Here is a 23,341-nt window from a genome sequence, read left to right on the forward strand (position 1 = left end):
GCACCTCGCAGCGGACAGACACATCGCGGGATGTGGAAATGAGCCAGTACGTGGCCGACCGCTCCCGCGTCAATGAAGAGAAAATCAAAAAAGACGACCAGATCATCTCCGAGTTCGGCGACTATACCTATGGCTGGCACGACTCCGACGATGCCGGGCGCAACGCCCACAAGGGCATCGACGAGAACGTGGTCCGGGCCATCTCGGCCGACAAGGGCGAGCCTGACTGGATGCTGCAGATGCGTCTCAAGGGCTATCGGGCCTTCATGGAGAAGCCCATGCCCAAGTGGGGCGTGGATTTGAGCGGGTTCGATGCCGACGACTTCAAGTACTATGTCAAGCCTTTGAAGGAGCAGGCCAAGGACTGGAAGGACCTGCCCGACGACATCCGCACCACCTATGACCGGCTGGGCATCCCCGAGGCCGAGAAGAAGCGGCTGGTCTCCGGCGTGGCCGCCCAGTATGAGTCCGAGGTCATTTACAACTCCATCCGCGACGATCTGCGCAAACAGGGGGTCATCTTCCTGGATACGGACACGGCCCTGAAAGAGTACCCTGACCTCTTCCGCAAGTACTTCGCCACGGTCATCCCTCCGGACGACAACAAGTTCGCCGCCCTGAACACGGCGGCCTGGTCGGGCGGCTCCTTCGTATACGTGCCCAAGGGCGTCCATGTGGACATCCCCTTGCAGGCCTACTTCCGCATCAACACGCCCAACATGGGCCAGTTCGAGCGCACGCTGATCATCGCCGACGAGGGCTCCTACGTCCATTACGTGGAGGGCTGCACGGCCCCCATCTACTCCACCGACTCCCTGCATGCGGCCAACGTGGAGATTGTGGTCGAGCCCCACGCCCGCGTGCGCTACACCACGGTCCAGAACTGGTCCAACAACGTCTACAACCTGGTCACCCAGCGTGCATATGTGCGCGAGGGCGGCACCATGGAGTGGGTGGACGGCAACATCGGGTCCAAGGCGACCATGAAGTACCCGGCCTGCATCCTGGCTGAGCCCTATGCCAAGGCCGAGACCCTCTCCCTGGGCTTCGCTGGCAAGGGACAGTACCAGGACACGGGCGCCAAGATGATCCACCTGGCACCCCATACCTCCTCCACCATCGTCTCCAAGTCGATCTCCCGCAACGGGGGAAGGGCCGCATACCGGGGCCTGGTCAAGATCATCAAGGGAGCCGAGAAGTCCTCCTCCTCGGTGGTCTGCGACGCCCTGCTGGTGGACGACTACTCCCGCTCGGACACCTACCCGCACGTGGATGTCCGCGAGGACGACGTCTCCATGGCCCACGAGGCCACCGTCTCCAAGGTCTCCGAGGACCAGCTCTTCTACCTGATGAGCCGTGGCCTGGAGGAGAAGGAGGCCATGGGCATGATCGTGCGCGGGTTCGTAGAACCCATCTCCCGGCAGCTGCCCATGGAGTACGCGTTGGAGCTCAACCGCTTGGTCGAATTGCAGATGGAGGGTTCGGTAGGCTGATGTCACAAAACAGCGAAATAACCATTCCGCATGCGGATCCCAAGGATCCCTATGCTTTCCCGGCCACCATGCCGTCCAGCGCCGACAAGGAGCCCCGCTCCTTCAACCCTGACGACTTCCCCATGCCCACCCGCAAGCAGGATGACTGGCGGTTCACCCCCATCGACCGGATGGAGGAGTTCTTCACCGTCTTCCAGCCCAGCGGCCTGACCAAGGTCTCAGTCACCATGATCGACGGGTCTGAACCGCCTGCAGATCAGGTCAGCTTCAGCCAGGTTCCCATGGATCAGGCCCCCTGCGGCACCGTCCTCAAGCCCAGCGACCGAGCGGCCGCTGTGGAGTGGGCCAGCGGCAAGCAGGCGACTGTGGTCAACCTCAGGGGCACCCTGGATCAGCCTGTGCTGGTCCGTGTCAACGGCGGCGGCCCCGAACTGGATGCCTTCCACCTGGTCATCAAGGCCGAAGCGGGCACCAAGGCCGATCTGGTGGTCGAACACCAGGGCCAGGCACGTCTGGCCGAGGGGGTTGAAATCGACATCGGTGACAATTCGCAGATGTCGACCACCTTCATTCAGGAGTGGGACAAGGGCAGCAAGCACATAGGCAACCACCGCATCCACCTGGGAGCCGAGGCCTCCCTGCGTCACTCCGTGGTCAGTCTGGGCGGCGATGTCGTGCGGCTGCGCATGGACCAGGACTTCGGCGGCGAGCAGGGCGACCTGAACATGCTGGGCATCTACTTCGTCGATCCCGGCCAGCACATGGAGCACCGGACCATGGTGGTGCACAACCATCCCAACTGCAAGTCCCGTGTGGTCTACAAGGGGGCCCTGGACGGAATAGGCGCACACACCACCTGGGTGGGCAACGCGCTCATTCAGCCCACCGCGCCAGGAACCGACTCCTACGAGCTCAACCGAAACCTGGTGCTCACCCCCGGGGCCATCGCCGATTCCGAGCCCAACCTGGAGATCGAGAACGGCGACATCATCGGGGCAGGCCATGCCAGTTCGGTCGGCCGCTTCGACGACGAGGAGCTCTTCTACCTGCAGTCCCGCGGCATCCCCGAGCAGGAGGCCCGCAAGCTGGTGGTCCGAGGCTTCTTCGGCGAACTGGTGGAGGAGATCGACGTCCCCAGCGTCTCCGGGCACCTGATGGGGGTCATCGACCGCAGGCTGGCGGCCGGCGAGGATCAAGAGATGCAGCACGTTTTGGAGGAGAACTGACATGTCCACATTGGAAATCAAGGATCTGCACGTCTCAGTGGAGACCAAGGAGGGTCGCAAGCAGATCCTCAAGGGGGCCACGCTGACCGTCAACTCCGGCGAGACCCACGCCATCATGGGGCCCAACGGGTCGGGCAAGTCCACCCTGGCCTACACATTGGCCGGCCATCCCAAGTATGAGGTGGATTCCGGCCAGGCCCTGCTGGATGGGAAGGATCTGCTCAAGATGACCCCGGACGAGCGGGCCAAGGCCGGGCTCTTCCTGGCCATGCAGTACCCGGTCGAGGTGCCGGGCGTGTCCATGACCAACTTCCTGCGTACGGCCAAGACCGAGGTCGACGGCAAGGCCCCGGCCATCCGCCAGTGGACCAAGGACCTGAATGATGCCATGAAGCGGCTGCGCATGGATCCCAAGTTCGCCCGGCGCTCGGTCAACGAGGGCTTCTCGGGCGGCGAGAAGAAGCGGGCCGAGGTCCTGCAGCTGGAGCTGCTCAAGCCCAAATTCGCCGTCCTGGACGAAACCGACTCCGGGCTGGACGTGGATGCCCTGCGCATCGTCTCCGAGGGGGTGAACAGGGCCAAGGAGAACACCGGCATGGGCGTGCTCATGGTCACCCACTACACCAGGATCCTCAAGTACATCAAGCCTGATATCGTCCATGTCTTCGCCGACGGCCGCTTTGTGAAGACCGGCGGCCCCGAGCTGGCCGACACCCTGGAGGAGACCGGGTACGACCAGTATCTGCCCGAGGGCGCCGACTCGGAATCAGCCCTGGCCTGAGGATAAGAGAAGAGGTCCGCAATGGTCATCGATGACAGCATTCGGCAGCAGTTTCCGATTCTGGACCAGCAGGTGCATGGCCACCCCCTGGTCTATCTGGATTCGGCCGCAACGGCTCAGAAGCCCCTGGCGGTCATCGATGCCGTTCGGGACTTCTACCTGAAGGACAACGCCGGGGTGCATCGGGGCGCGCACGAATTGGCCGCCCGCAGCACCATGGCCTTCGAGCATGCCCGCTCCCGCGTGGCCGCCCTGGTAGGCGCAGAAGGCCAGGAGGGCGGCGAGGAGATTGTCGTCACCGCCGGGGCGACAGCGGCTCTGAACCTGCTGGCCACCGCTTTCGGCAACGCCAGCCTGGGTCGTGGAGGCAAGGCGGCACGTCGATTCGCCCTGAAGCCGGGGGATGAGGTCGTGGTCAGCAAGGCCGAGCACCACTCGGTTCTCCTGCCCTTCCAGGAGCTCTGCTACCGGACCGGAGCCGTCCTTAAGTATTTCGATCTGGCCCCGGATGGCCGTGTTCTGGCCGATACAGCCGACCAGGTCATCACCGAGCGAACCAAGGTGGTCGCCGTCACCCACGTCAGCAATGTGACCGGCGCCGTCACTGATATCAAGCCCATCGTCCGTCGTGCCCACCAGGTGGGTGCCTTGGTGGTGCTGGACGTTTGCCAATCGGTGCCTCACCTGCCTGTGGACCTGCATGCCATGGATGTGGACTTCGCTGCCTGGAGTGCTCACAAGATGTATGGCCCCACCGGCGTGGGCTTCCTCTACGGCCGCCGTGAGTTGCTGGAAGCCCTACCTCCGGCTTCATTCGGCGGATCCATGGTTGAGCTGGCCTATCTGGACCGCCCAGCCAGCTATATGGATCCTCCGGCCCGGTTCGAGGCCGGCACCCAGCCGGTGGCCCAGATGATCGGCGCTGGCGTAGCTGCCGATTGGCTGATGGATCTGGGCATGGAGAAGGTGGCCGTGCACGAGAAGGCCATCACTGCAGGTCTGCTGAGGCTGGGGGAGTTGGACGGGGTACGCATCCTGGGGCCGACCACTCCCGAGGACCGGATCGGCACGGTCGCCTTCGACGTTCAAGGGGTCCATCCCCATGACGTAGGCCAGTATGTGGATTCGCGCGGCATTGCCATCCGCGTAGGACACCACTGCGCTCAGCCGGTTCATCGGCACTTTGGCCTGATGGCCTCCAACCGGGCTTCGACCGGCGTGTACAACACCGTGGCCGACACGGATGCCCTGCTGGATGCCGTCGCCGGGGTCCGCAGGTTCTTCCGGGTGGCCTGAGGGTCTTCACCGGCAGCGCATAGACGGATTTGGCAAAGACATACTGGTAGGTTTGAGGACATGGCGGATTTCGGGATGGATGACGAAGAGCTGGAGCAGATGTACCAGGAGGTGATCCTGGACGCAGCCCGGTATCCTCACGGGCGTGTAGGGGATCAGGCTGATGGGGGAGAAGACCCTGATGGCGACGGCGTGACCATCAGAGTGGAGCACGAGGCCTGCCTGGCTGCCGAGTCCCACCAGTTCAATCCCACCTGCGGGGATCAGGCCACCATTCATGTGGAGGTGGCGCCCGGCGAGCAGGGCGGTCCCGACCTCATCCAGCGGATCGTCTGGCAGGGTTCGGGTTGTTCAATCAGCCAAGCCAGCCTGTCCATCATGGTGGATCTGGTCCAGGGACAGACCGTTGACCATGCCATGGATCTGGCTGCAGACTTCCGCCAGCTTATGGAATCGCGGGGAGCCGGAATCGAGGACGAGAGGAAGCAGGACGCTCTCGGTGATGCCATGGTCTTCCAAGGCGTGTCCAAGTATCCTATGCGAATCAAGTGCGCCCTGCTGGGCTGGGAGGGCATGAAGGCCTCGGTGGCCCAGGCCCTGTCAGCTGGGCGAGAGGGCGACAAAGGTGAGAAGGAGGAGCAGGCATGAGCGGCAATACGAATCTGGTACCCGAGCCCCAGGACTCCATCCTGGCCTCGGTGGGCAGGGCCATCAGCGATCCCGGCACGGCACAGGCCCTGGCCAGCAATCCCCTGGGCGCCGAAACGGTGCTGAAGTCGGCCGAAGGCGGTTCCATGCGTCAGGTCGACGGCCAGGAGGACAAGAAGTCCGATTCGGCCAAGTCTGACGATAAGCGTGCCAACACAGCTAACTCTGAAGTCTCCCCTGAAGGCCCGTCAGCGGACCAAGGCTCGAGTGCCCAAACCCCGGCCAGTGCGTCGGCCGCCAATGGTGGGAAGACTGCGGACCAGAATGCCGCTGATGCTGAGGCCGCCGCTGAGGAGGCCATCCCTCTCAAGGCCGTCGACGACATCGGCCGGGCCACGGCTGAGGATGTCAGGGAGGCCCTGCACCAGGTCATCGATCCCGAGCTGGGCATTGACGTGGTCGATCTGGGATTGGTCTATGGCATCGAAATCGACGAACTGGGACGGGCCATCATCACCATGACCCTGACCACGCCGGCCTGCCCGCTGACCGACCTGATCGAGGACCAATGCGCCAGCGTCTTGGCGGGCCTGGTCGAGGAGTTCCGCATCGACTGGACCTGGTCGCCGCGTTGGACCCTGGACATGATCACCCCTGAGGGTCGTGAGCAGCTGGCCGCCATCGGCTTCAACTTCGAAAACATGCCCACCTATCAGTGAGGGTATCCGCCCGGTAGACCGACCCGGGTCCTCCCATGCGAATATACTGATGTTTCCGGTCCGCCGTGACCGGCACGGCGCATGAGAGAAAGCACAGTGAAATGGCATTGTCCATGGGCTGGAAACTGCATGGCGACGGGAAAACATTGGCTCCGGGCGAAGTGGTGGAACCCGATGAGCGACTCACATGGCCGCGAACGGCTGGCATCGGCGCCCAGCATGTCATCGCCATGTTCGGCTCCACATTCCTGGTTCCCATTCTGACCGGATTCGACCCCTCTACCACCCTCTTCTTCACGGCCATGTCCACGGCCCTCTTCCTGCTGATCAACCGCAACCGGCTGCCCTCCTACCTGGGCAGCTCCTTCGGCTTCATCGCTCCCGTCCTGGCAGTGACCACCGCCCACAAGGGTCTGGCTGTAGCCTCTTTCGGTATCATGGTCACCGGCGCCCTGCTCTTCCTGATCGGCCTGATCGTCCACTTCGCCGGCTCGCGATGGATCGATCTGATCATGCCCCCGGTGGTGAACGGCGCCATCGTGGCCATCATCGGCTTCAACCTGGCGCCCTCAGCCTGGAAGAACTTCAAATCAGCCCCGCTGACCGCCCTGGTCACCCTGGTGGCCGTCATGCTGATAGCCGTCCTCTTCAAGGGCCTGATCGGCCGGCTCAACATCCTTCTGGGAGTCATCGTCGGCTACATCTTCGCGGTCACCCAGGGCCAGGTCGACTTCGCGGCTGTGGAGAAGGCCGCCTGGTTCGGTCTGCCTCACTTCCACACTCCTCAGGCCGACCCGTCAGTCCTGGCTATGTTCATCCCCGTGGTGCTTGTCCTGGTGGCCGAGAACATCGGTCATGTCAAGTCAGTGGCCCTGATGACCGGCCGCGATTATGACGACCAGATCGGCACCGCCCTGATGGCCGACGGTCTGGGCACCACGCTGGCCGGGCTGGGCGGAGGCTCGGGCACCACCACATACGCGGAGAACATCGGCGTCATGGCCGCCACCAAGGTCTACTCCACGGCCGCCTACTGGTGCGCCGCAATCTTCGCCTTCCTGCTCTCCCTCTGCCCCAAGTTCGGGGCCATCATCAACACCATTCCCACTGGCGTTCTGGGCGGGGTCACCACCATGCTCTACGGCATGATCGGCATGCTGGGCATCCGCATCTGGGTGGAAAACAAGGTGGACTTCGGCAAGTCCGTCAACATGACCGTGGGCGCCGTCGTCATGATCGTGGGCATCGCGGACTTCACTTTTGCTGTGGCCGGGGTCAGCTTCAACGGCATCGCCATCGGCTCTGTGGCAACGCTGGTCATGTACCACGGTCTCAAGGCCATCGGCCGCTGGCGGGGGACCATCGATCCCGACGACTACATTCATGAGGATTCGCAGGCTGTCTCACAAGAGCGCTGATTGCGTCAGGTTCGTCTGGCCTTCCGTGGCTGCCCGACTGACACTCGAAGATGCCTGATGCCAAGGTTTGCCTGTTTGTGCAGCTGGCAAGGCTCAGCCAGCCTGTTCGGGTCTGGTCGCGTAGAAGGCCACGGCACTTGAGGCAGCCACATTCAGGCTGTCCACGTCGTGGCTCATGGGGATGCGCACAGTCAGGTCCGCCCGGGCGATGGTTCTGTGGCTCAGCCCGTCGCCTTCGGTACCGAATATGAGGGCCAGGCGATCGATACGGTCCGGACCTGGCCTTAGCCGTTCCGCCAGCTCATCCAGGCTGATGGCGTCCCGGTTCAGGGCCATGGCCGCCGTGGTGAAGCCCAGATCATGCAGCTGGCTCATGCCCTGGTCGGGCCAGGCGTGGATGTCGTCGCCGCCAATCCTGGTCCATGGAACCTGAAAGACCGTGCCCATGGAGACCCGTGCGGCCCTGCGGTAAAGAGGGTCGGAGCAGGAGGGAGTGACCAGGACCGCATCCACCTGGAGGGCTGCCGCCGAACGCATCAGGGCGCCGATGTTGGTGTGGTCTACAATGTTTTCCATGACGGCCACCCGCTTTGCCGAGCGGCAGATCTGCTCCACGGTTGGCAGGGGCCAGCGTCTCATGGCGGCAAGCGCGCCCCGATGCAGCCGGTAGCCGGTGATGGCCTTGAGCTGTGCGGGGCTGGCCACATAGACAGGGACGTTGGGCCCGAAGGCTGCGTCCACCTGGTCGAACATGGGGCGCATCCCCTCCAGCCAGGGCTCTTCCACCAGGAAGGAGATGGGCTCGACCCCGGCATCCAGGGCGCGGGCGATGACCTTGGGGGACTCGGCGATGAACAGGCCCTTGGCTGGCTCCAGACGATTGCGCAGCTGAGGCTCGGTCAGCCTGGTGTAGGCCTCGATTCTGTCATCATCTATGGAGTCGATTTTCACCCTGAGCACGCCTGCCGCTCCTCCTTCTCGTTCTGACAACAGCATAGGCGGCACAACCGAAAACATACGGTCGCGCCGCCTAAGGCAGTCGGAGTTTCAACTCTGCTGAGCTATCACTTCTTCTCCTCTGCAGCCTGACGGTCAGCGGCGGCGATACGCTTGGCGATTTCGCCTTGAGGGCCGAGCTCGGGCAGAAGCAGAACGAAGACATCGGAGAGCAGGAAGATCATGCTTTCCAGTCCCAGGTTGAGCACGTAGTTGCCCTTGCTGACCGAGGAGATGATGATGGGCAGCAGGAAGGCGCAGAGCAGGCCAACAGTGCTGACCAAACCGCCGGCGCTGCCCGCGTACTTGCCGCGAATCTCGGGCAGGGCGAAGGGCATGGCTTGGACGATGGGGCCGTTGATGGCACCGAAGGCACCCGAAACGAACATGATGCAGCAGAGCAGACCCACGACCGGGGCCTTCTTCAGCATAAGCACCACTGCCCAGAAGTAGACCATGAGTGCAGTACCCACCAGAATGGTGGCGAAGAGGTAGCCCTTCCACTTGCCCAGACGAGAGCTGATCATGGGTCCGATGATGGATCCTGCGATGGATCCCAAGGCAGCTGCAGAGGCAACCAGACCGGCTGAGGTCTTGTTGAAGCCGTTGTTGTTGATCAGTGTCTGGGGAATGAATCCAGCGAAGGCGGTGGACGCGGCCATGGAGCAGCCGTAGCAGAGGGCGATCAGCCAGACATTGCGGCTCCTTGCCGCGACGTTGAAGTACTTGAGCGGAGAATCGGTGGCTGGCGGCAGCTGCACTCCTTCAGGAGCGTCACGAATCAGGAAGACCCAGAGCAGGCTTGCCACGGTCAGGATGATGGCTGCGCTCAGATAGGAGGTGCGCACCGAGAACCGGGGAGCAACCATCTGGGCCAGGATGACCCCGATGCCGGCCGAGCCGTAGAAGAATCCCATGGCGATCTGCGTCTGATCGCCGAACCAGACGCTGAAGATCTTGACCAGGTTGGCGTTCAGGGCGGCGATGCCAGCCCCCAACAGGAACATCGAGAGCATCTGCAAGGGGAAGTTGAGGCCGAAGGTCCTGATGTAGGCGCCGACCACGGCGATGGCCAGACCGGTCAGCACTACCTTCTTGGGGCCGACACGGTCACCGATGGTGCCCATGGGGATGCTGAGGAATACTGCGGTCAGCATGGGCATGAGCAGCAGGGTCGAGAATCCGGCCTGGTCGATGTGCAGCATGGGCATCAGGTAGACCGCAAGGGCGGATATCTGGTACTGCATGTAGTTGGACAGAATGCCGATCAGGCAGACCACGGCCGCGATGACCCAGCGGTAATTGGATGATTTTCGAGTGTTCATGTTCTCTCCCTCCACGATTTACGTGGAACAGGCGGCCTAGTGACGGTCTCCGTCCAGCAGGCACTCCTCGAATGCCGGCCGAAGCAGGTCGATGTTCTCCTTGTTGACGTCGCGGCGCAGGTTCCAGCCGTTCTCGTCGATGACCATGGTGTCTGGATGGTCGACGCTGTAGGACTCCCAGGCATCCCCGGCGCCGCTGACAGGACGGCCGGTGGTTGCGAAGGAGCACCAGGCGTCGTTCATCTCATCAGACAGGTGCATGGGCGGCACCTCGCCGGTCAAGGTCTCGGGCAGGTCAGGCCGCTGGGTGTTATGCAGCACGAAGGGCAGCTCAATGGCATGGCAGGAGCCCATGCCGGGGATCTTGGAGGCGTAGGTGAACAAATACTGGTAGACGGTGTTGTACTTGGACTGGTACTCGCACATGAGGTTGGTGCCAACCCTGAAGCCGATCTGGTTGGTGTACTCCAGATAGCGCTCGGCGGGGTCTTCTCCGGGGTGAGCCTGCTCCCAAAGCTTCTCGTAGCGCTCGGAGTCCAGCTTGCCGTCAAAGTGGAAAATGGCCTGGTGGTGCCAGAAGTCGGGCATTTCGTTGGCGAAGTCCTTGAAGTAGAGCTTCCAGTAAGCGAACTCGTCGGCGTTGCAGCCCAGCATGATCTCCACGTCCTTTGCGGCACCGTCCTTGAATGCCTGGAGAGGCTTGGCCGGAAGGTAGTCGCCGTCGGTGGTGGGAGCGAAGATCAACGAGATCTCATGGATATGCTTGGCGAAGAAATCTCCGGTGAACTTCATCATGATGTCGCCGACGGGCAGGGCCGCCAGCTCCTGGGCAGTCTTGCAGCCCATCATCTCCATGAATTCCTGGGCATAGGGAGCCGTGGATTCCGGGGTGTTGTAGAGCTGGATGGGGCCTGATTCGCCAATGGCCCTTTGGAAGAGTCCCTTGGCGGCTGGTGCGACGGTCAGCAGCATGGTGGAGCCCGAACCGCAGGATTCGCCAAAGAGGGTGACCCGGTCAGGATCTCCGCCGAAGGCAGCGATGTTCTCCTGGACCCACTGCAGGGCAGCCACCTGGTCCATGAGCCCTAGATAGCCTGACTGCCGGTATTCGTCGCCTCCGGGCAGTCCTGCCAGGTTCATGTACCCGAAGAGGTTGACCCGGTAATTGATGGTGACATAGACAACATCGTTGCGCTTGGTGAAGTTGCTTCCGTCATACATGGGGTCGGACGAACCGCCCTCCACGTAAGCGCCGCCGTGAATGAAAACCATGACGGGCAGCTTTTGGGCGCCCTCATGACCGACCCAGACGTTCAGGCTCAGGCAGTTCTCGCTCTGCTGACGGCGAGAGGCATACATGACGGGATCGTACTTCTGCAGGGCGGAGTCACCATAGTGAGTGCAGTCGTAGTCCCGGTGCTCAGGATCAAGATGTTCCGGGGCCTTCCAGCGGCGTGCGCCGACGGGAGGCTTGGCGTAGGGGATGCCCAAGTAGGCGACGGTCCCCTGAGAGGTGGTGATGCCATGGTAGGTGCCAAATTCTGTAGTGACGGTTGGCATGATTTTCCTTTCCGCGAGGTAGTGCTCGGTCGGCGGTTGTGTCCCCGTCGACCTTGTATGAATTTCACCCTATGGCCTGTTGTGAGACGAGGGTCAAATCGAGCAAACGGTCATTGCGGAAGTCTGAATCTGAAGATGCAGACAGGGGGCAAAACCTTGGCAGAGCAAGGTTTCTAGGCTGATATGATGGATCACGTCCATAAAAGGTCCAGGTGAGAGGGGCATGAAAAACCTTAGGGTCGGACCAGACCCTTGCAGGAGGTAGTTATGGAAGTCAAGGATGACGAAACAGCAAGCCTGATAGAGGAGGGCTACACCATCCGTCAGACGGCACGCTTGTATGACATCACCACAGAGACCCTGTATTACTATGAGCGGATCGGGCTGGTGGTGCCCCGGCGCAATCCGGTCAACGGTTATCGACTCTATGGGCCGGAGGATTTCGCTCGGCTCAACATCATCCAGGCCCTTCGGAAGCTGGATTTCAGCCTGGACCGCATCGGTCATTACCTGGAGAATCGCACCTTCGACGCCACACTGTCCTTAATTGACGAGGAAGTGGAACATGTGGACAGCCAGATGCGATATTTGGCCTCGATCAAGCGGGGACTGTTGAGCAGCCTGCAGAAGTATACGCAGGCCATGACCTCCATATCCCCGGCACGGACCGTCATTGTCCACCGTCCCCTGCGTCACTGCGCTCTGGTGGCGGACCACATGATCGGCTATGACCGGATTCCCTTTGCATTCGCCCACTACACGGCATTGCACCATGAGGCGCTGCAGATTCTCAATACGCTTACCTGCTATCAGGTGGATGCCTCGCATCCGCTCAAGGGCTGGTTCCAGCCCAAGGCCATCCTGCTCTACTGTCCCGATCCAGGGTTCCGTGGTGACTACGATCTTCCAGCAGGCACCTATGCCTCTTGCACCTTCGCGGGCAGTTTCACCCGGTGCAGGCAAATCCATGCCAAGATGCTCGAAGATCTGAAGACCATGGGCTACCGGGTGGACGGAGATCCTCTGGAATTCTGTCTGATCGGCGAATACGAGTCCAATGACTTCGATGAGTATGTGAGCAGGATGGAGATCCCTGTAGTCCCCATTGATAAGGAATCGAGTGTCCGGAACGGGAGTTGAACCCGTACGCCTGTATATATATAGGCACTAGCACCTCAAGCTAGCGCGTCTACCATTCCGCCACCCGGACAGGTGCGTAATCGCAACGGAGATAATCATAGCATCTCAGACGATATTGTGCACTGGGCGATTGGGGGAGCGTGTCGTCACGGAAGAGCGCTTTTCGGCGGCGGGCTGTAGCCTAACACCATGACTGCACCTCTCTTCCTGCTGGATCCCGACCACGATGATTCCCCACTGGCCAGCGATGAGCTCCATACCGGCTGGCGCCTGACCCTGCCCGAGCGCATCCGTCGCCATGCCCTGGGCTCTATGAGGCTGAAGAACGGGGACCAACTGGATCTTTCCGACGGAGACGGACTGCATATCAGCGCTCTGGTCAGGGATGCTTCGACCGGCCTGGTGGAGGTCACCGCAGTAGGGCGGCAGGCACCACCCGAGCAGGAACTGATTCTGGTCCAGGCCCTGGCCAAGGGCGGCAGGGACGAGCAGGCCATCGACATGGCCACCCAGATCGGAGTCGATCAGGTCATGCCCTGGCAGGCTGACCGGTCCATAGCCAAATGGCGGCCGGGCCGCAACGACCGGCACTGGCAGTCCGCCTTGGATGCCGCGACCGAGCAGAGCCGGAGGGCCTACCGTCCTCGACTGCTCAATAAGGTGGACAGCCATGGCCTGGCCTCTTGGTGCCGGAAGGCGACCGACCAGGGAAGCATGGTCCTGATACTGCACCAGGATGCTGACCTTGGATGGGATGCGGTCCGTAAACGTGTAGACAAGCTGCCAGAGAACTCGTCGATCGCCGTGGTTGTGGGCCCAGAGGGCGGGATTGCCGATCAGGAGGTCCAGACCATGATGAGGGAGGGGGCCTTAGCGGTTCGGTTGGGGGGCAACATCCTCCGGGCTGCCCTGGCCGGACCAGTGGCCTTGACCCTGCTGGCGGACATGATGGGCCGCTGGCAGTCAGCAGCCCCTGAGCCCAGCGCATGAAGTCGCGCACAATATACAACCTCGACAATAAGATGGAAAACAGCGAAAAGATCAAAAACAGCAATGTCGGCAAAGAATAAGGAGTGGTCATGAGCGATGACGATCGGCAGGAGGACTGCATTTTCTGCAGAATCGTGGCAGGGGAGGTTCCCAGCGAAAAGGTCTATGAGGATGAGACCGTCTACGCTTTCAAGGATGCCAACCCCAAGGCAGCCGTCCATGTCCTGATCGTCCCGCGGCATCACTACGCGTCGGTGGCCGAATTGGCCAAGGCCGACCCTGACACTCTGGCCCACATCGTCCAGGTGGCTCAGCAGATCGCCGACCAGGATTTCCACGGAGCCTACCGACTGATCTTCAACACGGGGGAGGATGCCGGCCAATCGGTCTTCCATGTCCACGCACACGTTCTGACCGGACAGGTGCTGCCTGAGTGAGGGCCGTGTTCACCATCGTCGTCGTGCAGGAAGGGAATCCGTGGCGGTAACTACGCGAACCCTGGAGATTCCAGAGGGGATCGACCCGGTTCAGGTGCTGGGGCCGGAGGATGCAGTCATCGAAAGGATCGAGCGCGCCTTCCCAGCGGTCTCCATCCTGGTTCGGGGCAACCGGATCATGCTGAGGGCCCGGGATCGACAGGGAGACGTGCAGGCGGCCCAGATCCGTGACCTGCTGTCCGAACTCATGCAGACCGCAGATCAGGTCCCTGTGGATGCCGATCAGGTGGGGCGAATACTGGACCACCGACGCTTGGGGACCGCCGACGCAACCGATTACTCCCATCCAATGGAGCCCGTCGCTGCCAACTCGGCAGACCATCAGGCAAGAGGCCGTAAAACGGCGGATCGAATCCCTGCAGACCGCGATTATCAGCAGACGGCTATTGCAGAGTCAGAGGGGGTCAACGCCCTGGACGGCATCAACCTATCGAGTCAGGCAGCCCCTGCTGCAGTTCGTCGCCGCCCCCTGACCCAGGCCTCCAAGGGCCCGATCAGGCCCAAGACCGCTGGCCAGTCCGCCTACGTGGCCGCCATTGAAACGCATACCATCACCTTCGGCATCGGACCGGCCGGCACCGGCAAGACCTATCTGGCGGTCGCCAAGGCGGTTCAGGAATTTCGGGCCGGACGCATTGGGCGCATCATTCTGACCAGGCCTGCCGTGGAGGCGGGGGAGAGCTTGGGCTTTCTGCCCGGCACCCTCAATGAGAAGGTCGATCCGTATCTGCGGCCCCTCTACGATGCCCTGGCCGACATGCTGGGCACCTCGCGGCTCCACCGCCTTCTGGCCGATGAGACCATTGAGGTGGCCCCGTTGGCCTACATGCGCGGACGAACCCTGAACGATGCCTTCGTCATCCTGGATGAGGCGCAGAACACCACCGGCAGGCAGATGAAGATGTTCCTGACCCGCCTGGGCTTCAACACCAAGATGGTCATCACCGGCGACGTCACCCAGGTGGATCTGGGCGGGCCTGCATCTGGTCTGGCAACCATCGAACAGGTGCTGCACGGCATCGACGACATCGCCTTCGTGCACCTGCAGGCGGCCGACGTGGTGCGCAATCGGCTGGTCGGGCGGATTGTCCGGGCCTACGACCGTGCCGATCAAGCCCGCAGCCGGAGACGGGAGCAGGCATGAGCGTGGAAGTGACCAACGAGACCCAGTGGCTGATCGATGCCAAGACCTTCTCCGACCTGGGCGTATGGGTGCTGGACCAGATGCGGGTGAGCACCCAGTCCGACATGACCATCATCTTCAACGACCCCGAGCCCATGGCGGTGCTGCACGAGCGCTGGATGAACCTGGCCGGCCCAACCGATGTCATGAGCTTCCCCATGGACGAGCTGCGCCCCGGCGACGAGAACCATCGGCAGGAGGGCATCCTGGGCGACATCGTCATCTGCCCTTGGGTGGCGGCACAGCAGGCCCTGGCAGCCGGTCATTCCACCATGGAGGAGATGCTGCTGCTGGCCATCCACGGCACCCTGCATCTGCTGGGTTACGACCACACCAGCAGGGAGCAGGAGGAGCAGATGTTCGGTCTGCAACGCCAGCTGCTGCTGACCTTTCTGGCCCTGAGGCAGGGGCCCATTGCGGAGGCCGGGCTGCCGGCCGGGGCCACCAACGCTCTGGAGATCTATGAGCGGTATGGCCGTGGTGCCCACCGGAGAGGCAGATCCCATGAGTGACCGGGCCATAGTCGCCCTGGTGGTCATGGCTCTGGCCGCCATCGCTCTGGTCGTGCTCTCCCTGGCTCTGGCCGAGGCCCAGGGGGCGCTCAACAGGGTGACCCGATCCAGTCTCAACAATCTGATTTTGGGCCTGCAGACCGACCAGGAGCTCAGCCAGTTCTCCAGGATGAAGCGGATCGACCGCATTCATCGGGCCCAGAGTCTGATCTCCCAGCGTCAGGTGACGGGCAGCGCTTGCGCCTACGTACGCATCATCTGCGACATCCTGGTCGGTGTCCTGGTGGCCTGCATGGCTGCCCTTGGCGGTCTGCCCCTCTGGGAGCAACTGCTGTGCGGAGTGGTCATGGCCGTCCTGGTGGCCGCCATCTCCGTCACCCTGGGTCCTCATGGACGTTCCCGCCAGCCCATGGAGGCACTGCTCAAGCATGTTCGCCTGGTCGGGCTGGCTGTTCTTCTGACGCCTTTCAAGCGTCGGCGGCAGGCCGAAGCCCGCTCCCGCAAAAACCACCGCGGCGACCTTTCCGACGACGAGGAGCTGGAGAAGATCCAGATCGAGCAGGGTCGAGCCATGGTCGACCAACTGGTGGAGGCCGGCGCCTTCGATCCCGAGATCTCCGAGATGCTGAAGAACGTGTTGACCCTGTCGACCACGCTGACGCGCGAGATCATGGTTCCCCGCACCGACATGATCTGCATCTCCAAGGATGCCAGCCTGGATTCGGCCCTGAAGCTCTTCTCCCGGTCGGGATTCTCCCGCATTCCCGCCATTGGGGACGACGTGGATGACCTGGTCGGCATCGTCTACTTGAAGGACGTGGTCCGCGCCCTGGCCTTCAACCGCAAGGGCGACAGATCAGTCGCCTCCATCATTCGCCGGCCGGTTCTGGTACCTGAATCCAAGCCGGTGGACGACCTCTTCCACTACATGCAGCGCTCCCGCCACCACCTGGCCGTGGTCGTGGACGAGTACGGGGGCATCGCTGGTCTGGTCACCATAGAGGATGCCATTGAGCAGATCGTGGGCGAGCTGGAGGACGAGCACGACCGGGTCCAGCACGATGAGCCCAAACAGATCGGCCCGCACACCTGGCAACTGCCGGTCCGCACGCCCATCACCGACCTGGAGGAGCTCTACGAGATCACCATCGACGAGGACGATGTGGACACAGTCTATGGCCTGCTGACCAAGCTGCTTGGTTCAGTGCCCGTCTCGGGCGCATCGGCGGTGACACGCGGAATCAGGCTGACCGCAGGCGAGGCGGTCGGCCGCCGCAAGAAGATCGCCACCATCGTGGTCGAGCCAGCCAACGGATCTAGCATCGCCCTGGAGGACGGTGCAGAACAAGAAGAAGAACAGGCCGACGGGGATCAACCCGAGCAGGACAGTCAGGAGAATTCATGACCAAGGAAGAACAGAGCGATGCCAAGGCGCCGGCCCACCGATCGGGGTTCGTGGCAGTAGTGGGCCGACCCAATGTGGGCAAGTCCACCCTTATGAACGCCCTGGTTGGCCGACCCATCGCCATAGCTTCCTCCCGGCCGGAGACCACCCGCAAGGCTATCCGGGGGATCATGACCCGTCCCGAGGCCCAGGTGGTCCTGGTGGATACACCGGGCATCCACCGTCCGCGCACCCTGTTGGGCCAGCGGCTCAACGACGTTGTGGAAGCCTCCCTGTCGGATGTCGATGCCATTGCATTCCTGCTGCCTGCCGACCAGGCCATCGGCCCCGGCGATCGCCGCATTTTGAGCCGGCTTCGGTCCGAGTTCGCCCGCAGGGACAAGGACGGCAAGTGGATCTGGCGAAAGCCTTTGATCGCCGTGGTGACCAAGATTGACCAGCTGAGCAAGGGTCAATTGGTGGACAAGCTCCTGGAGATAGGCGCCTTTGCCGACTTCTCCCAGATTGTTCCGGTCAGCGCCTTGGAAGCTGACAACGTGGACGAGGTGGCCCGGGTGTTGATGGATGCCATGCCCGAGGGCCCTCAGCTCTACCCTGACGACCAGCTGACCGAGGAACGTCCCGAAGACATGATCGCCGAACTGGTCCGCGGAGCCTACCTGGAGGAGCTCAACGACGAGTTGCCCCACTCCCTGGCCGTCCGCGTGGAGTCCATCGATCCGGATCCTCAGGGCGGGCGCGACACCATCCATATAGGGATTTATGTAGAGCGCGACTCCCAGAAGCCCATCGTCATTGGACGGGGGGCCGAGCACCTGGTTCGGGTGAAAAAGAAGCTGCGCACCGCCGTCAACCGGACCATGGGTCGCAAGGTCCGGCTGGATCTGCATGTCAAGGTGGCCCGCAACTGGCAGACCGACCCCAAGCAGCTGGAGCGCCTGGGGTTCTGATCCTGCTCAGCGGCGCGGTGCCGGGGTGCGCTTGGCTGTGTACATCCGGGTGTTCAGAAGGTCGGCGTAGCGCTCGATGACCTTGGGCCGGATCACCTTCATGGATGGTGTCATCAGCCCGTTGTCCTGGGTGAACTCCTCGGGCAGGATGATGAACTTGCGCACCGACTCGGCCCGGGAGACGCCCTCGTTGGCCCGGTCCACATACTCCTGGACCTCGGCCCGGACCACGGCGTTCTGGGCCGCCTCCTGCAGGGACATGTTGCGATCCAGTCCCTTGGATGCCAGCCAGGGCCGCAGGGCGGACTCGTTCAGGGTGACCAGGGCCGAGATGAAGGGACGCTTGTCGCCCAGAACCAGGGCCTGGGAGACGATCTCGGAGCGCTCGATGACCTCCTCGATGGGCCTGGGGGAGACGTTCTTGCCGCCAGCTGTGATGATCAGATCCTTCTTTCGCCCGGTCAGGAAGAGGAACCCGTCGCGGGAGAGCCGGCCCAGGTCGCCTGTGGCGTACCAGCCGTCCTCGGTGAAGGATGCACGAGTGGCCTCCTCATTCTTGTGGTAGCGGTGGAATACGCAGACGCCCTTGATCTGCACCTCGCCGTCCGAGGCGATGCGGATGGTGAATCCCGGGAAGGGGATGCCCACTGAGCCCCGGTGGTAGGGGGTGCCCAGGGGGTTGAAGGCGCAGGGTGCGGTGGTCTCGGTCAGGCCGTAGCCCTCATAGACCGGAACATTGGCGCCACGGAAGAACCCCAACAGTTCAGGATCCAGGGGAGCGCCTCCGGAGACGATCCACTTGGCCCGTCCGCCCAGGACCTGGCGCAGGGAAGCGTAGACCAGCGGGTCATAGATGGCTCGCCGCAGGGCGCTGCGTTTGGTCGGCCAGCCCTTGCGGGAGATGTCCTCCATGTAGGTGCGCGCCGCCCGCGCCGCCCCGTTGAAGATCCTGCCCTTGATGCCATGCCCGGCCTTCTGGGATGCGGCGTTGTAGACCTTCTCGAAGACCCTGGGCACGCCGATGATGACCGTGGGCTTGGACTCCTGCAGGTCGGACAGCAGGGTGGCCAGCCCGGAGGAGATGTACACCTGCATGGTCCCGTAGACGACCCCGTAGCTGATGGCCCGGGCGAAGGTGTGGGCCTGGGGCAGGAAGAGCAGGATGGATCCATCCGGGTCGTGGGTCAGATTGGGGATGAAGGCGTTCAGGTTCCTGGCCAGCTGGCAGTAATGCTCATGGGTCATCTCCACGCCCTTGGGCGCCGCTGTGGAACCGGAGGTGTAGACGATGGAGCAGAGGTCGGTCTTGCGGATGGAGTTGATCCGCTCGTCGAGTTCGGCGTCGCTGACCGACTCCCCGTAGGCCTGCAGCTCCTGCAGGGCCCCGGACTCCAGGCAGGCGATCCGCTCCAGGGTGGGGCAGTCCTTATCGGCCCCCTCGGCCTTGGCGCGCATCTCGGTGGTCTGCACCACCAGCAGCCTGGCGTCGGAGTTGTTGACGATGAATCGGATCTGTTCGGCCGAATCGGTGTCGTAGATGGTGGCGATGATCCCGCCGATGGACAGGACCGCGGCATCCACGATGTCCCATTCATAGCTGGTCCTGCACATGAAGGCCACGGCATCGCCCTTCTTCAGCCCGTAGTGCATGAAGCCCTTGGCGGTGGTCCTGATGTCGTGCAGGATCTCTCGGCCGGTCCGGTAGGTCCAGCTGCCGTTTTCCACAAAGTGCAGGACCGGCTGGTCGGGGGTCCGGCGGGCCCGATCAGCGTAGATGTCATAGACGGTCATGTCGTCAGGCACCGGTCCCATGCCGGCGGTGGTGGCCGAGAGCAGTCCCGAGGCCGGATCCATGCGCGTGGTGGTGGCGTAGTCAGCTGACCAGAAATGCGTATTGGGCAGGGCGAGGGCTTCCTGGGCGGCACCTGACGGATCCGCGGCCTGTTCGCCAGTCGGTCCCTCCCCATGACCCACCTGGTGTGCCACAAAAGATTTGACCGATGCTAGTAACGACACATTGTCTCCTTCAATAATCGCGGGATATGTCCAGAATAGCCGCCTACTTGGAGAAGGGAGGGCCCGGTGCTAAAGTAGGCACGTTGCTTTGGCGAGGGAGGCTTCATGGCCTCCGTTATCGACTCGGCTGGATCATCGGCGGCCTTTCCTTATGGGCGGTCCGGAATCCGACGCGGCGATGCGCCAGGACCGGCCCAGGTCGGTCTTGAGGAACCACTCAAGGAAGGAAGCCAACATGGCTAACACCATTAAGCTCGAGGGCGAAGTCCGCGATCAATTCGGCAAGGGGGCGGCACGCCGCATGCGCGTGGCCCAGCAGATTCCCGCCACCATTTACGCCGGCGGCGCCCAGCCCGACTACATCAAGCTGCCCATGCGCGAGACCACTCTGGCCCTGCGCCGCGCCAACGCCCTTTTCTCCATCAGCTTCGGCGGGCAGACCAAGACCGCCGTGGTCAAGGACGTGCAGCGCAACCCGGTCAAGCGCCAGGTGGAGCACATCGACTTCTACGAGGTCCGCGCAGGCGAGAAGGTCACCGTGGAGGTGCCCGTCTTCGTCAGCGGCGAGACCAAGGGCGCTGCCGTGGCCCTGATCGACACCCAGAACCTGCAGGTCCGGGCCGACGTGTCCAACCTGCCCGAGCGCATCGACATCAGTGTGGAGGGCCTGTCCGAGGGCGACAGGATCCTGGCCAAGGATGTCAAGCTGCCCGAGGGCTCCGAGCTGATCATCGACGATATGGAGGAATCCATCGTCTCCGTCGAGATCCCCAAGGAGGAGAGCCTGGAGACCCCCACCGAGGAGACCGAACAGCCCGATGCGCAAGCCGCTCCGGAGGCTGACGCCCAGAGCGAGTGAACCCAGAGGTTCGTTACTGCCAAGGCGTTTGCTGCTAAGGCCGTGGGATCATCACGATCCTGCGGCCTTTTTGCCTATGACGGTCACTATGCGAAATGCGCTGAACAGGTCAAGGCCTGCCTATGCGATAGTTCGGGTACCGGGCATCGCCATAAGCATTGCACCCGAGCAAACAAATACAGCAGCAAGAAGAAGTGGTAGACAATGGCAGAGCAATCACATCACGACCCGAAGGCACTCAATGAGTTGGCGGACGCTTTCAAGGTCATTCCCAACGATCATCCCGCCTCTGACGAGGAGCGTGCCCGGCTGATTGACAAGCCCGCCTTCGGCCAGCTCTTCTCAGACAACATGACCCACATGGGATGGACTTCGGAAGACGGCTGGAATGATCGCAGGGTTGAGCCCTACGGACCGCTCAGCCTGGATCCGGGGGCCTCGGTGCTCCATTACGCCCAGGAGGCCTTCGAGGGACTCAAGGCCTACTACCACGACGACGGCTCCATCTGGCTCTTCCGCCCCGATGCCAACGCTCAGCGCTTCTACAATTCAGCCAAGCGTCTGGCCCTGCCTCCGCTTGAGCCCGATGACTTCCTGGGATCGGTTGCGGCCCTGGTCCGTCGTGACGCGGCCTGGGTGCCCAAGCGGCGCGAGTACACGCTCTATATGCGCCCCTACATGTTCGCCTCCGAGCCGTTCCTGGGCGTGCGCGCCCCGCATGCGGTGGACTATTGCGTCATCGCCTCGCCCTCGGGGCCCTACTTCGCCGGCGGGGTCAAGCCGGTCAGCATCTGGGTGGAGGACAAGTGGTTCCGCACCGGCCCCGGCGGCACCGGCTTTGCCAAGTGCGGCGGCAACTATGCGGCCTCCCTGCTGGGTGAGAACCGCGGTGCCGAGCATGGCTGCGAGCAGGTCTGCTTCGTCGACGCGGCCACCAAGACCTACCTGGAGGAGCTGGGCGGCATGAACATGTTCACCGTCCACAAGGACGGGCACCTGGAGACCCCCAGCCTGACCGGAACCATTCTGCCCGGCGTCACCCGCAACTCCCTGATCGCCCTGGCCCAGGATCACGGCAGGGATGTGGTGGAGACCATGATCCGCCTGGACACCCTGCTGGACGACATCCGCTCGGGCGAGGTCACCGAGGTATTCGCCTGCGGAACCGCCGCCATCATCACCCCCATCGGACGCTTCAAGTCCGAGAACTTCGACGTCCAGGTGGCCGACGGCGGCTCTGGCAAGGTCACCATGGACCTGCGCAACGAGCTCCTGGGCATCCAGCTGGGCGAGATCGAAGACCCGCACGACTGGATGTGGAAGGTCTGCTGAGCGCTGACCCCATTCCTGCCTGACAGGTCTTGCAAGGAAGGCGACTTCAGGGCGACGTTTCGCCTTGGGTCGCCTTCCTTCATATTTGTGGCCTTGCGCACATCACCGGCCTGTTCAGCTCTGTGCTTGGCTAATCTATAGACAGACTTGAGTGCGGGACGATTCCGGGAGGAGAAGCGCGGGATGAAGACGGCCTTGGAGGGGAACCTGATCTTCATGGTCATCGAGTACCTGGGCATCTTCAGCTGCGGGCTTTCGGGTGGCCTGGCTGCCGTGCGCAAGGGCTACGACATCATCTCCATTCTGCTGGTCTCCTGGATCAGTGCCCTGGGAGGCGGGGTGGTCCGAGACGTTCTTCTGGGTCAGGTGCCGCCCAGCGGCATTACCGACAAGGGCTCAGTCATCGTCACCCTGGCATCCGGCCTGGTGGTGGCTGTCGCCCATCCTGAAATCAGCAGGATGACCTGGTCCATGTTGGTCACTGATGCCATGGCCCTGGGATCCTTTGCCGTCAACGGTACGGCCAAGGCGCTGATGAGTGGAACCGGTGGCATGACGGCCATCTTCATGGGCATGGCCACGGCCCTGGTTGGCGGCCTGCTGCGAGACATCCTCCTCAACCAGGTGCCTGCGGTCATCCAGGACCAGCATTGGTATGCATTGCCTTCCCTGATCGGCTGCATGCTGACCCTGGCCTCCACGCGCGCCCAGCAGCATGGGCTCTATCCGGCCCGGGTCGACATGGCCCTGGACCTGGCCATCGTGGCCCTGGTGGTCGTCCTGCGCATCATCTCGGTGAAATTCAACATTCTGGTGCCTGGGGCGGTGGACCGGCGCTCGGCCCGGCTGCCGCTCAACGATGCCCAGCTGGCCAGGGCCATCCGTCATCTGATGCGTGGCCGGTCGAACATCAGTGTCACCATCAAGCACACCGACGAGGATTCCGACCGGAAACCGGATGCGAAGAAGGGCCGGTGATCCCAGCGCTTGGATGA

The 23,341-nt window shown here is 62.6% G+C and carries 21 protein-coding genes and 1 tRNA gene; 17 read left to right on the forward strand and 5 right to left on the reverse strand.

Annotated elements, in window-relative coordinates; translation table 11 throughout:
• Positions 1–38: 38 nt before the first annotated feature.
• The 7 genes from sufB (at position 39) to QRX41_RS07460 (ending at position 7,581) form a co-directional block, all read left to right on the forward strand.
• Positions 39–1,493: a Fe-S cluster assembly protein SufB gene (gene sufB, locus QRX41_RS07430; RefSeq protein WP_313839725.1), complete on the forward strand. Its 1,455-nt coding sequence runs from the start codon at positions 39–41 to the stop codon at positions 1,491–1,493.
• Positions 1,493–2,719, forward strand: coding sequence for a Fe-S cluster assembly protein SufD (gene sufD, locus QRX41_RS07435; protein ID WP_101432437.1), 1,227 nt, complete (start codon positions 1,493–1,495; stop codon positions 2,717–2,719). The genes sufB and sufD overlap by 1 nt, the downstream gene beginning before the upstream one ends.
• Before the next feature lies 1 nt (position 2,720).
• Positions 2,721–3,500, forward strand: a complete 780-nt coding sequence (sufC, locus tag QRX41_RS07440; protein WP_313839690.1) for a Fe-S cluster assembly ATPase SufC — start codon at positions 2,721–2,723, stop codon at positions 3,498–3,500.
• Positions 3,501–3,521: 21 nt separating this feature from the next.
• A complete protein-coding gene (locus QRX41_RS07445) occupies positions 3,522–4,796 on the forward strand; it encodes a SufS family cysteine desulfurase (RefSeq protein WP_313839692.1) in 1,275 nt (424 codons plus the stop codon).
• Positions 4,797–4,856: 60 nt separating this feature from the next.
• The gene (sufU, locus tag QRX41_RS07450; RefSeq protein ID WP_313839694.1) at positions 4,857–5,444 is read left to right on the forward strand and encodes a Fe-S cluster assembly sulfur transfer protein SufU; all 588 of its coding nucleotides are present in this window, start codon (positions 4,857–4,859) and stop codon (positions 5,442–5,444) included.
• Positions 5,441–6,163 (forward strand): metal-sulfur cluster assembly factor, encoded by a 723-nt coding sequence (locus QRX41_RS07455; protein WP_313839696.1) that lies wholly within the window; start codon positions 5,441–5,443, stop codon positions 6,161–6,163. The genes sufU and QRX41_RS07455 overlap by 4 nt, the downstream gene beginning before the upstream one ends.
• A gap of 101 nt (positions 6,164–6,264) precedes the next feature.
• The gene (locus tag QRX41_RS07460) at positions 6,265–7,581 is read left to right on the forward strand and encodes a uracil-xanthine permease family protein (protein ID WP_045924501.1); all 1,317 of its coding nucleotides are present in this window, start codon (positions 6,265–6,267) and stop codon (positions 7,579–7,581) included.
• 93 nt (positions 7,582–7,674) lie between these two features.
• Here QRX41_RS07460 and QRX41_RS07465 read toward each other — a convergent pair whose 3' ends face one another.
• From QRX41_RS07465 to QRX41_RS07475, 3 genes are all read right to left on the reverse strand, one after another.
• Positions 7,675–8,541, reverse strand: a complete 867-nt coding sequence (locus tag QRX41_RS07465) for a TrmH family RNA methyltransferase (protein ID WP_313839697.1) — start codon at positions 8,539–8,541, stop codon at positions 7,675–7,677.
• A gap of 104 nt (positions 8,542–8,645) precedes the next feature.
• Positions 8,646–9,902, reverse strand: coding sequence for an MFS transporter (locus QRX41_RS07470; RefSeq protein ID WP_313839699.1), 1,257 nt, complete (start codon positions 9,900–9,902; stop codon positions 8,646–8,648).
• 36 nt (positions 9,903–9,938) lie between these two features.
• Positions 9,939–11,462 carry a carboxylesterase/lipase family protein gene (locus QRX41_RS07475; protein ID WP_198200514.1) on the reverse strand — a complete coding sequence of 508 codons (1,524 nt, stop codon included), beginning with the start codon at positions 11,460–11,462 and terminating at the stop codon, positions 9,939–9,941.
• 267 nt (positions 11,463–11,729) lie between these two features.
• On the opposite strand from QRX41_RS07475, the gene QRX41_RS07480 reads away from it, so the two are divergent.
• Positions 11,730–12,602, forward strand: a complete 873-nt coding sequence (locus tag QRX41_RS07480) for a MerR family transcriptional regulator (protein WP_313839702.1) — start codon at positions 11,730–11,732, stop codon at positions 12,600–12,602.
• On the opposite strand, the gene QRX41_RS07485 is transcribed toward QRX41_RS07480, so the two are convergent.
• A tRNA-Leu gene (locus QRX41_RS07485) sits at positions 12,584–12,672 on the reverse strand. The genes QRX41_RS07480 and QRX41_RS07485 overlap by 19 nt on opposite strands.
• A 119-nt stretch (positions 12,673–12,791) precedes the next feature.
• Here QRX41_RS07485 and QRX41_RS07490 point away from each other — a divergent pair.
• The 6 genes from QRX41_RS07490 (at position 12,792) to era (ending at position 18,139) form a co-directional block, all read left to right on the forward strand.
• Positions 12,792–13,592 carry a 16S rRNA (uracil(1498)-N(3))-methyltransferase gene (locus tag QRX41_RS07490; RefSeq protein ID WP_313839703.1) on the forward strand — a complete coding sequence of 267 codons (801 nt, stop codon included), beginning with the start codon at positions 12,792–12,794 and terminating at the stop codon, positions 13,590–13,592.
• Positions 13,593–13,681: 89 nt separating this feature from the next.
• Positions 13,682–14,029 (forward strand): histidine triad nucleotide-binding protein, encoded by a 348-nt coding sequence (locus QRX41_RS07495; RefSeq protein ID WP_024627960.1) that lies wholly within the window; start codon positions 13,682–13,684, stop codon positions 14,027–14,029.
• A gap of 40 nt (positions 14,030–14,069) precedes the next feature.
• Entirely contained in the window at positions 14,070–15,233 is a 1,164-nt protein-coding gene (locus QRX41_RS07500; RefSeq protein WP_313839705.1) for a PhoH family protein, read from the forward strand.
• Entirely contained in the window at positions 15,230–15,784 is a 555-nt protein-coding gene (gene ybeY, locus QRX41_RS07505; RefSeq protein ID WP_101432424.1) for an rRNA maturation RNase YbeY, read from the forward strand. The genes QRX41_RS07500 and ybeY overlap by 4 nt, the downstream gene beginning before the upstream one ends.
• Positions 15,777–17,189, forward strand: coding sequence for a hemolysin family protein (locus QRX41_RS07510; RefSeq protein WP_313836740.1), 1,413 nt, complete (start codon positions 15,777–15,779; stop codon positions 17,187–17,189). The genes ybeY and QRX41_RS07510 overlap by 8 nt, the downstream gene beginning before the upstream one ends.
• On the forward strand, positions 17,186–18,139 hold the full coding sequence (gene era, locus QRX41_RS07515) for a GTPase Era (RefSeq protein WP_313839707.1): 954 nt from the start codon (positions 17,186–17,188) through the stop codon (positions 18,137–18,139). The genes QRX41_RS07510 and era overlap by 4 nt, the downstream gene beginning before the upstream one ends.
• Positions 18,140–18,145: 6 nt before the next feature.
• Here the strand turns inward: era and QRX41_RS07520 are convergent, their stop codons facing one another.
• Positions 18,146–20,155 (reverse strand): AMP-dependent synthetase/ligase, encoded by a 2,010-nt coding sequence (locus QRX41_RS07520; protein WP_396176801.1) that lies wholly within the window; start codon positions 20,153–20,155, stop codon positions 18,146–18,148.
• Positions 20,156–20,390: 235 nt separating this feature from the next.
• Here QRX41_RS07520 and QRX41_RS07525 point away from each other — a divergent pair, with 235 nt between their 5' ends.
• The 3 genes from QRX41_RS07525 (at position 20,391) to QRX41_RS07535 (ending at position 23,324) form a co-directional block, all read left to right on the forward strand.
• Positions 20,391–21,014, forward strand: coding sequence for a 50S ribosomal protein L25/general stress protein Ctc (locus QRX41_RS07525; RefSeq protein ID WP_313839709.1), 624 nt, complete (start codon positions 20,391–20,393; stop codon positions 21,012–21,014).
• 204 nt (positions 21,015–21,218) lie between these two features.
• The gene (locus QRX41_RS07530) at positions 21,219–22,346 is read left to right on the forward strand and encodes a branched-chain amino acid aminotransferase (protein ID WP_313839711.1); all 1,128 of its coding nucleotides are present in this window, start codon (positions 21,219–21,221) and stop codon (positions 22,344–22,346) included.
• A 183-nt stretch (positions 22,347–22,529) separates the two neighbouring features.
• Positions 22,530–23,324 (forward strand): trimeric intracellular cation channel family protein, encoded by a 795-nt coding sequence (locus QRX41_RS07535; protein ID WP_144085726.1) that lies wholly within the window; start codon positions 22,530–22,532, stop codon positions 23,322–23,324.
• The last annotated feature ends 17 nt before the right edge of the window (positions 23,325–23,341 follow it).

Origin of the sequence: Bifidobacterium kimbladii (assembly GCF_032193675.1) — a bacterium.
Lineage (GTDB): Bacteria > Actinomycetota > Actinomycetes > Actinomycetales > Bifidobacteriaceae > Bombiscardovia > Bombiscardovia kimbladii.

Excerpts from the sequence above, each read along its gene's own strand:
- QRX41_RS07445 (WP_313839692.1), top strand. The coding sequence starts at position 3,522 with ATGGTCATCGATGACAGCATTCGGCAGCAGTTTCCGATTCTGGACCAG.
- QRX41_RS07470 (WP_313839699.1), bottom strand. The coding sequence starts at position 9,902 with ATGAACACTCGAAAATCATCCAATTACCGCTGGGTCATCGCGGCCGTG.
- QRX41_RS07530 (WP_313839711.1), top strand. The coding sequence starts at position 21,219 with ATGGCAGAGCAATCACATCACGACCCGAAGGCACTCAATGAGTTGGCG.
- QRX41_RS07535 (WP_144085726.1), top strand. The coding sequence starts at position 22,530 with ATGAAGACGGCCTTGGAGGGGAACCTGATCTTCATGGTCATCGAGTAC.
- QRX41_RS07510 (WP_313836740.1), top strand. The coding sequence starts at position 15,777 with ATGAGTGACCGGGCCATAGTCGCCCTGGTGGTCATGGCTCTGGCCGCC.
- QRX41_RS07460 (WP_045924501.1), top strand. The coding sequence starts at position 6,265 with ATGGCATTGTCCATGGGCTGGAAACTGCATGGCGACGGGAAAACATTG.
- QRX41_RS07490 (WP_313839703.1), top strand. The coding sequence starts at position 12,792 with ATGACTGCACCTCTCTTCCTGCTGGATCCCGACCACGATGATTCCCCA.
- sufB (WP_313839725.1), top strand. The coding sequence starts at position 39 with ATGAGCCAGTACGTGGCCGACCGCTCCCGCGTCAATGAAGAGAAAATC.
- sufC (WP_313839690.1), top strand. The coding sequence starts at position 2,721 with ATGTCCACATTGGAAATCAAGGATCTGCACGTCTCAGTGGAGACCAAG.
- QRX41_RS07480 (WP_313839702.1), top strand. The coding sequence starts at position 11,730 with ATGGAAGTCAAGGATGACGAAACAGCAAGCCTGATAGAGGAGGGCTAC.
- era (WP_313839707.1), top strand. The coding sequence starts at position 17,186 with ATGACCAAGGAAGAACAGAGCGATGCCAAGGCGCCGGCCCACCGATCG.
- QRX41_RS07525 (WP_313839709.1), top strand. The coding sequence starts at position 20,391 with ATGGCTAACACCATTAAGCTCGAGGGCGAAGTCCGCGATCAATTCGGC.
- QRX41_RS07495 (WP_024627960.1), top strand. The coding sequence starts at position 13,682 with ATGAGCGATGACGATCGGCAGGAGGACTGCATTTTCTGCAGAATCGTG.
- sufU (WP_313839694.1), top strand. The coding sequence starts at position 4,857 with ATGGCGGATTTCGGGATGGATGACGAAGAGCTGGAGCAGATGTACCAG.
- ybeY (WP_101432424.1), top strand. The coding sequence starts at position 15,230 with ATGAGCGTGGAAGTGACCAACGAGACCCAGTGGCTGATCGATGCCAAG.
- sufD (WP_101432437.1), top strand. The coding sequence starts at position 1,493 with ATGTCACAAAACAGCGAAATAACCATTCCGCATGCGGATCCCAAGGAT.
- QRX41_RS07455 (WP_313839696.1), top strand. The coding sequence starts at position 5,441 with ATGAGCGGCAATACGAATCTGGTACCCGAGCCCCAGGACTCCATCCTG.
- QRX41_RS07475 (WP_198200514.1), bottom strand. The coding sequence starts at position 11,462 with ATGCCAACCGTCACTACAGAATTTGGCACCTACCATGGCATCACCACC.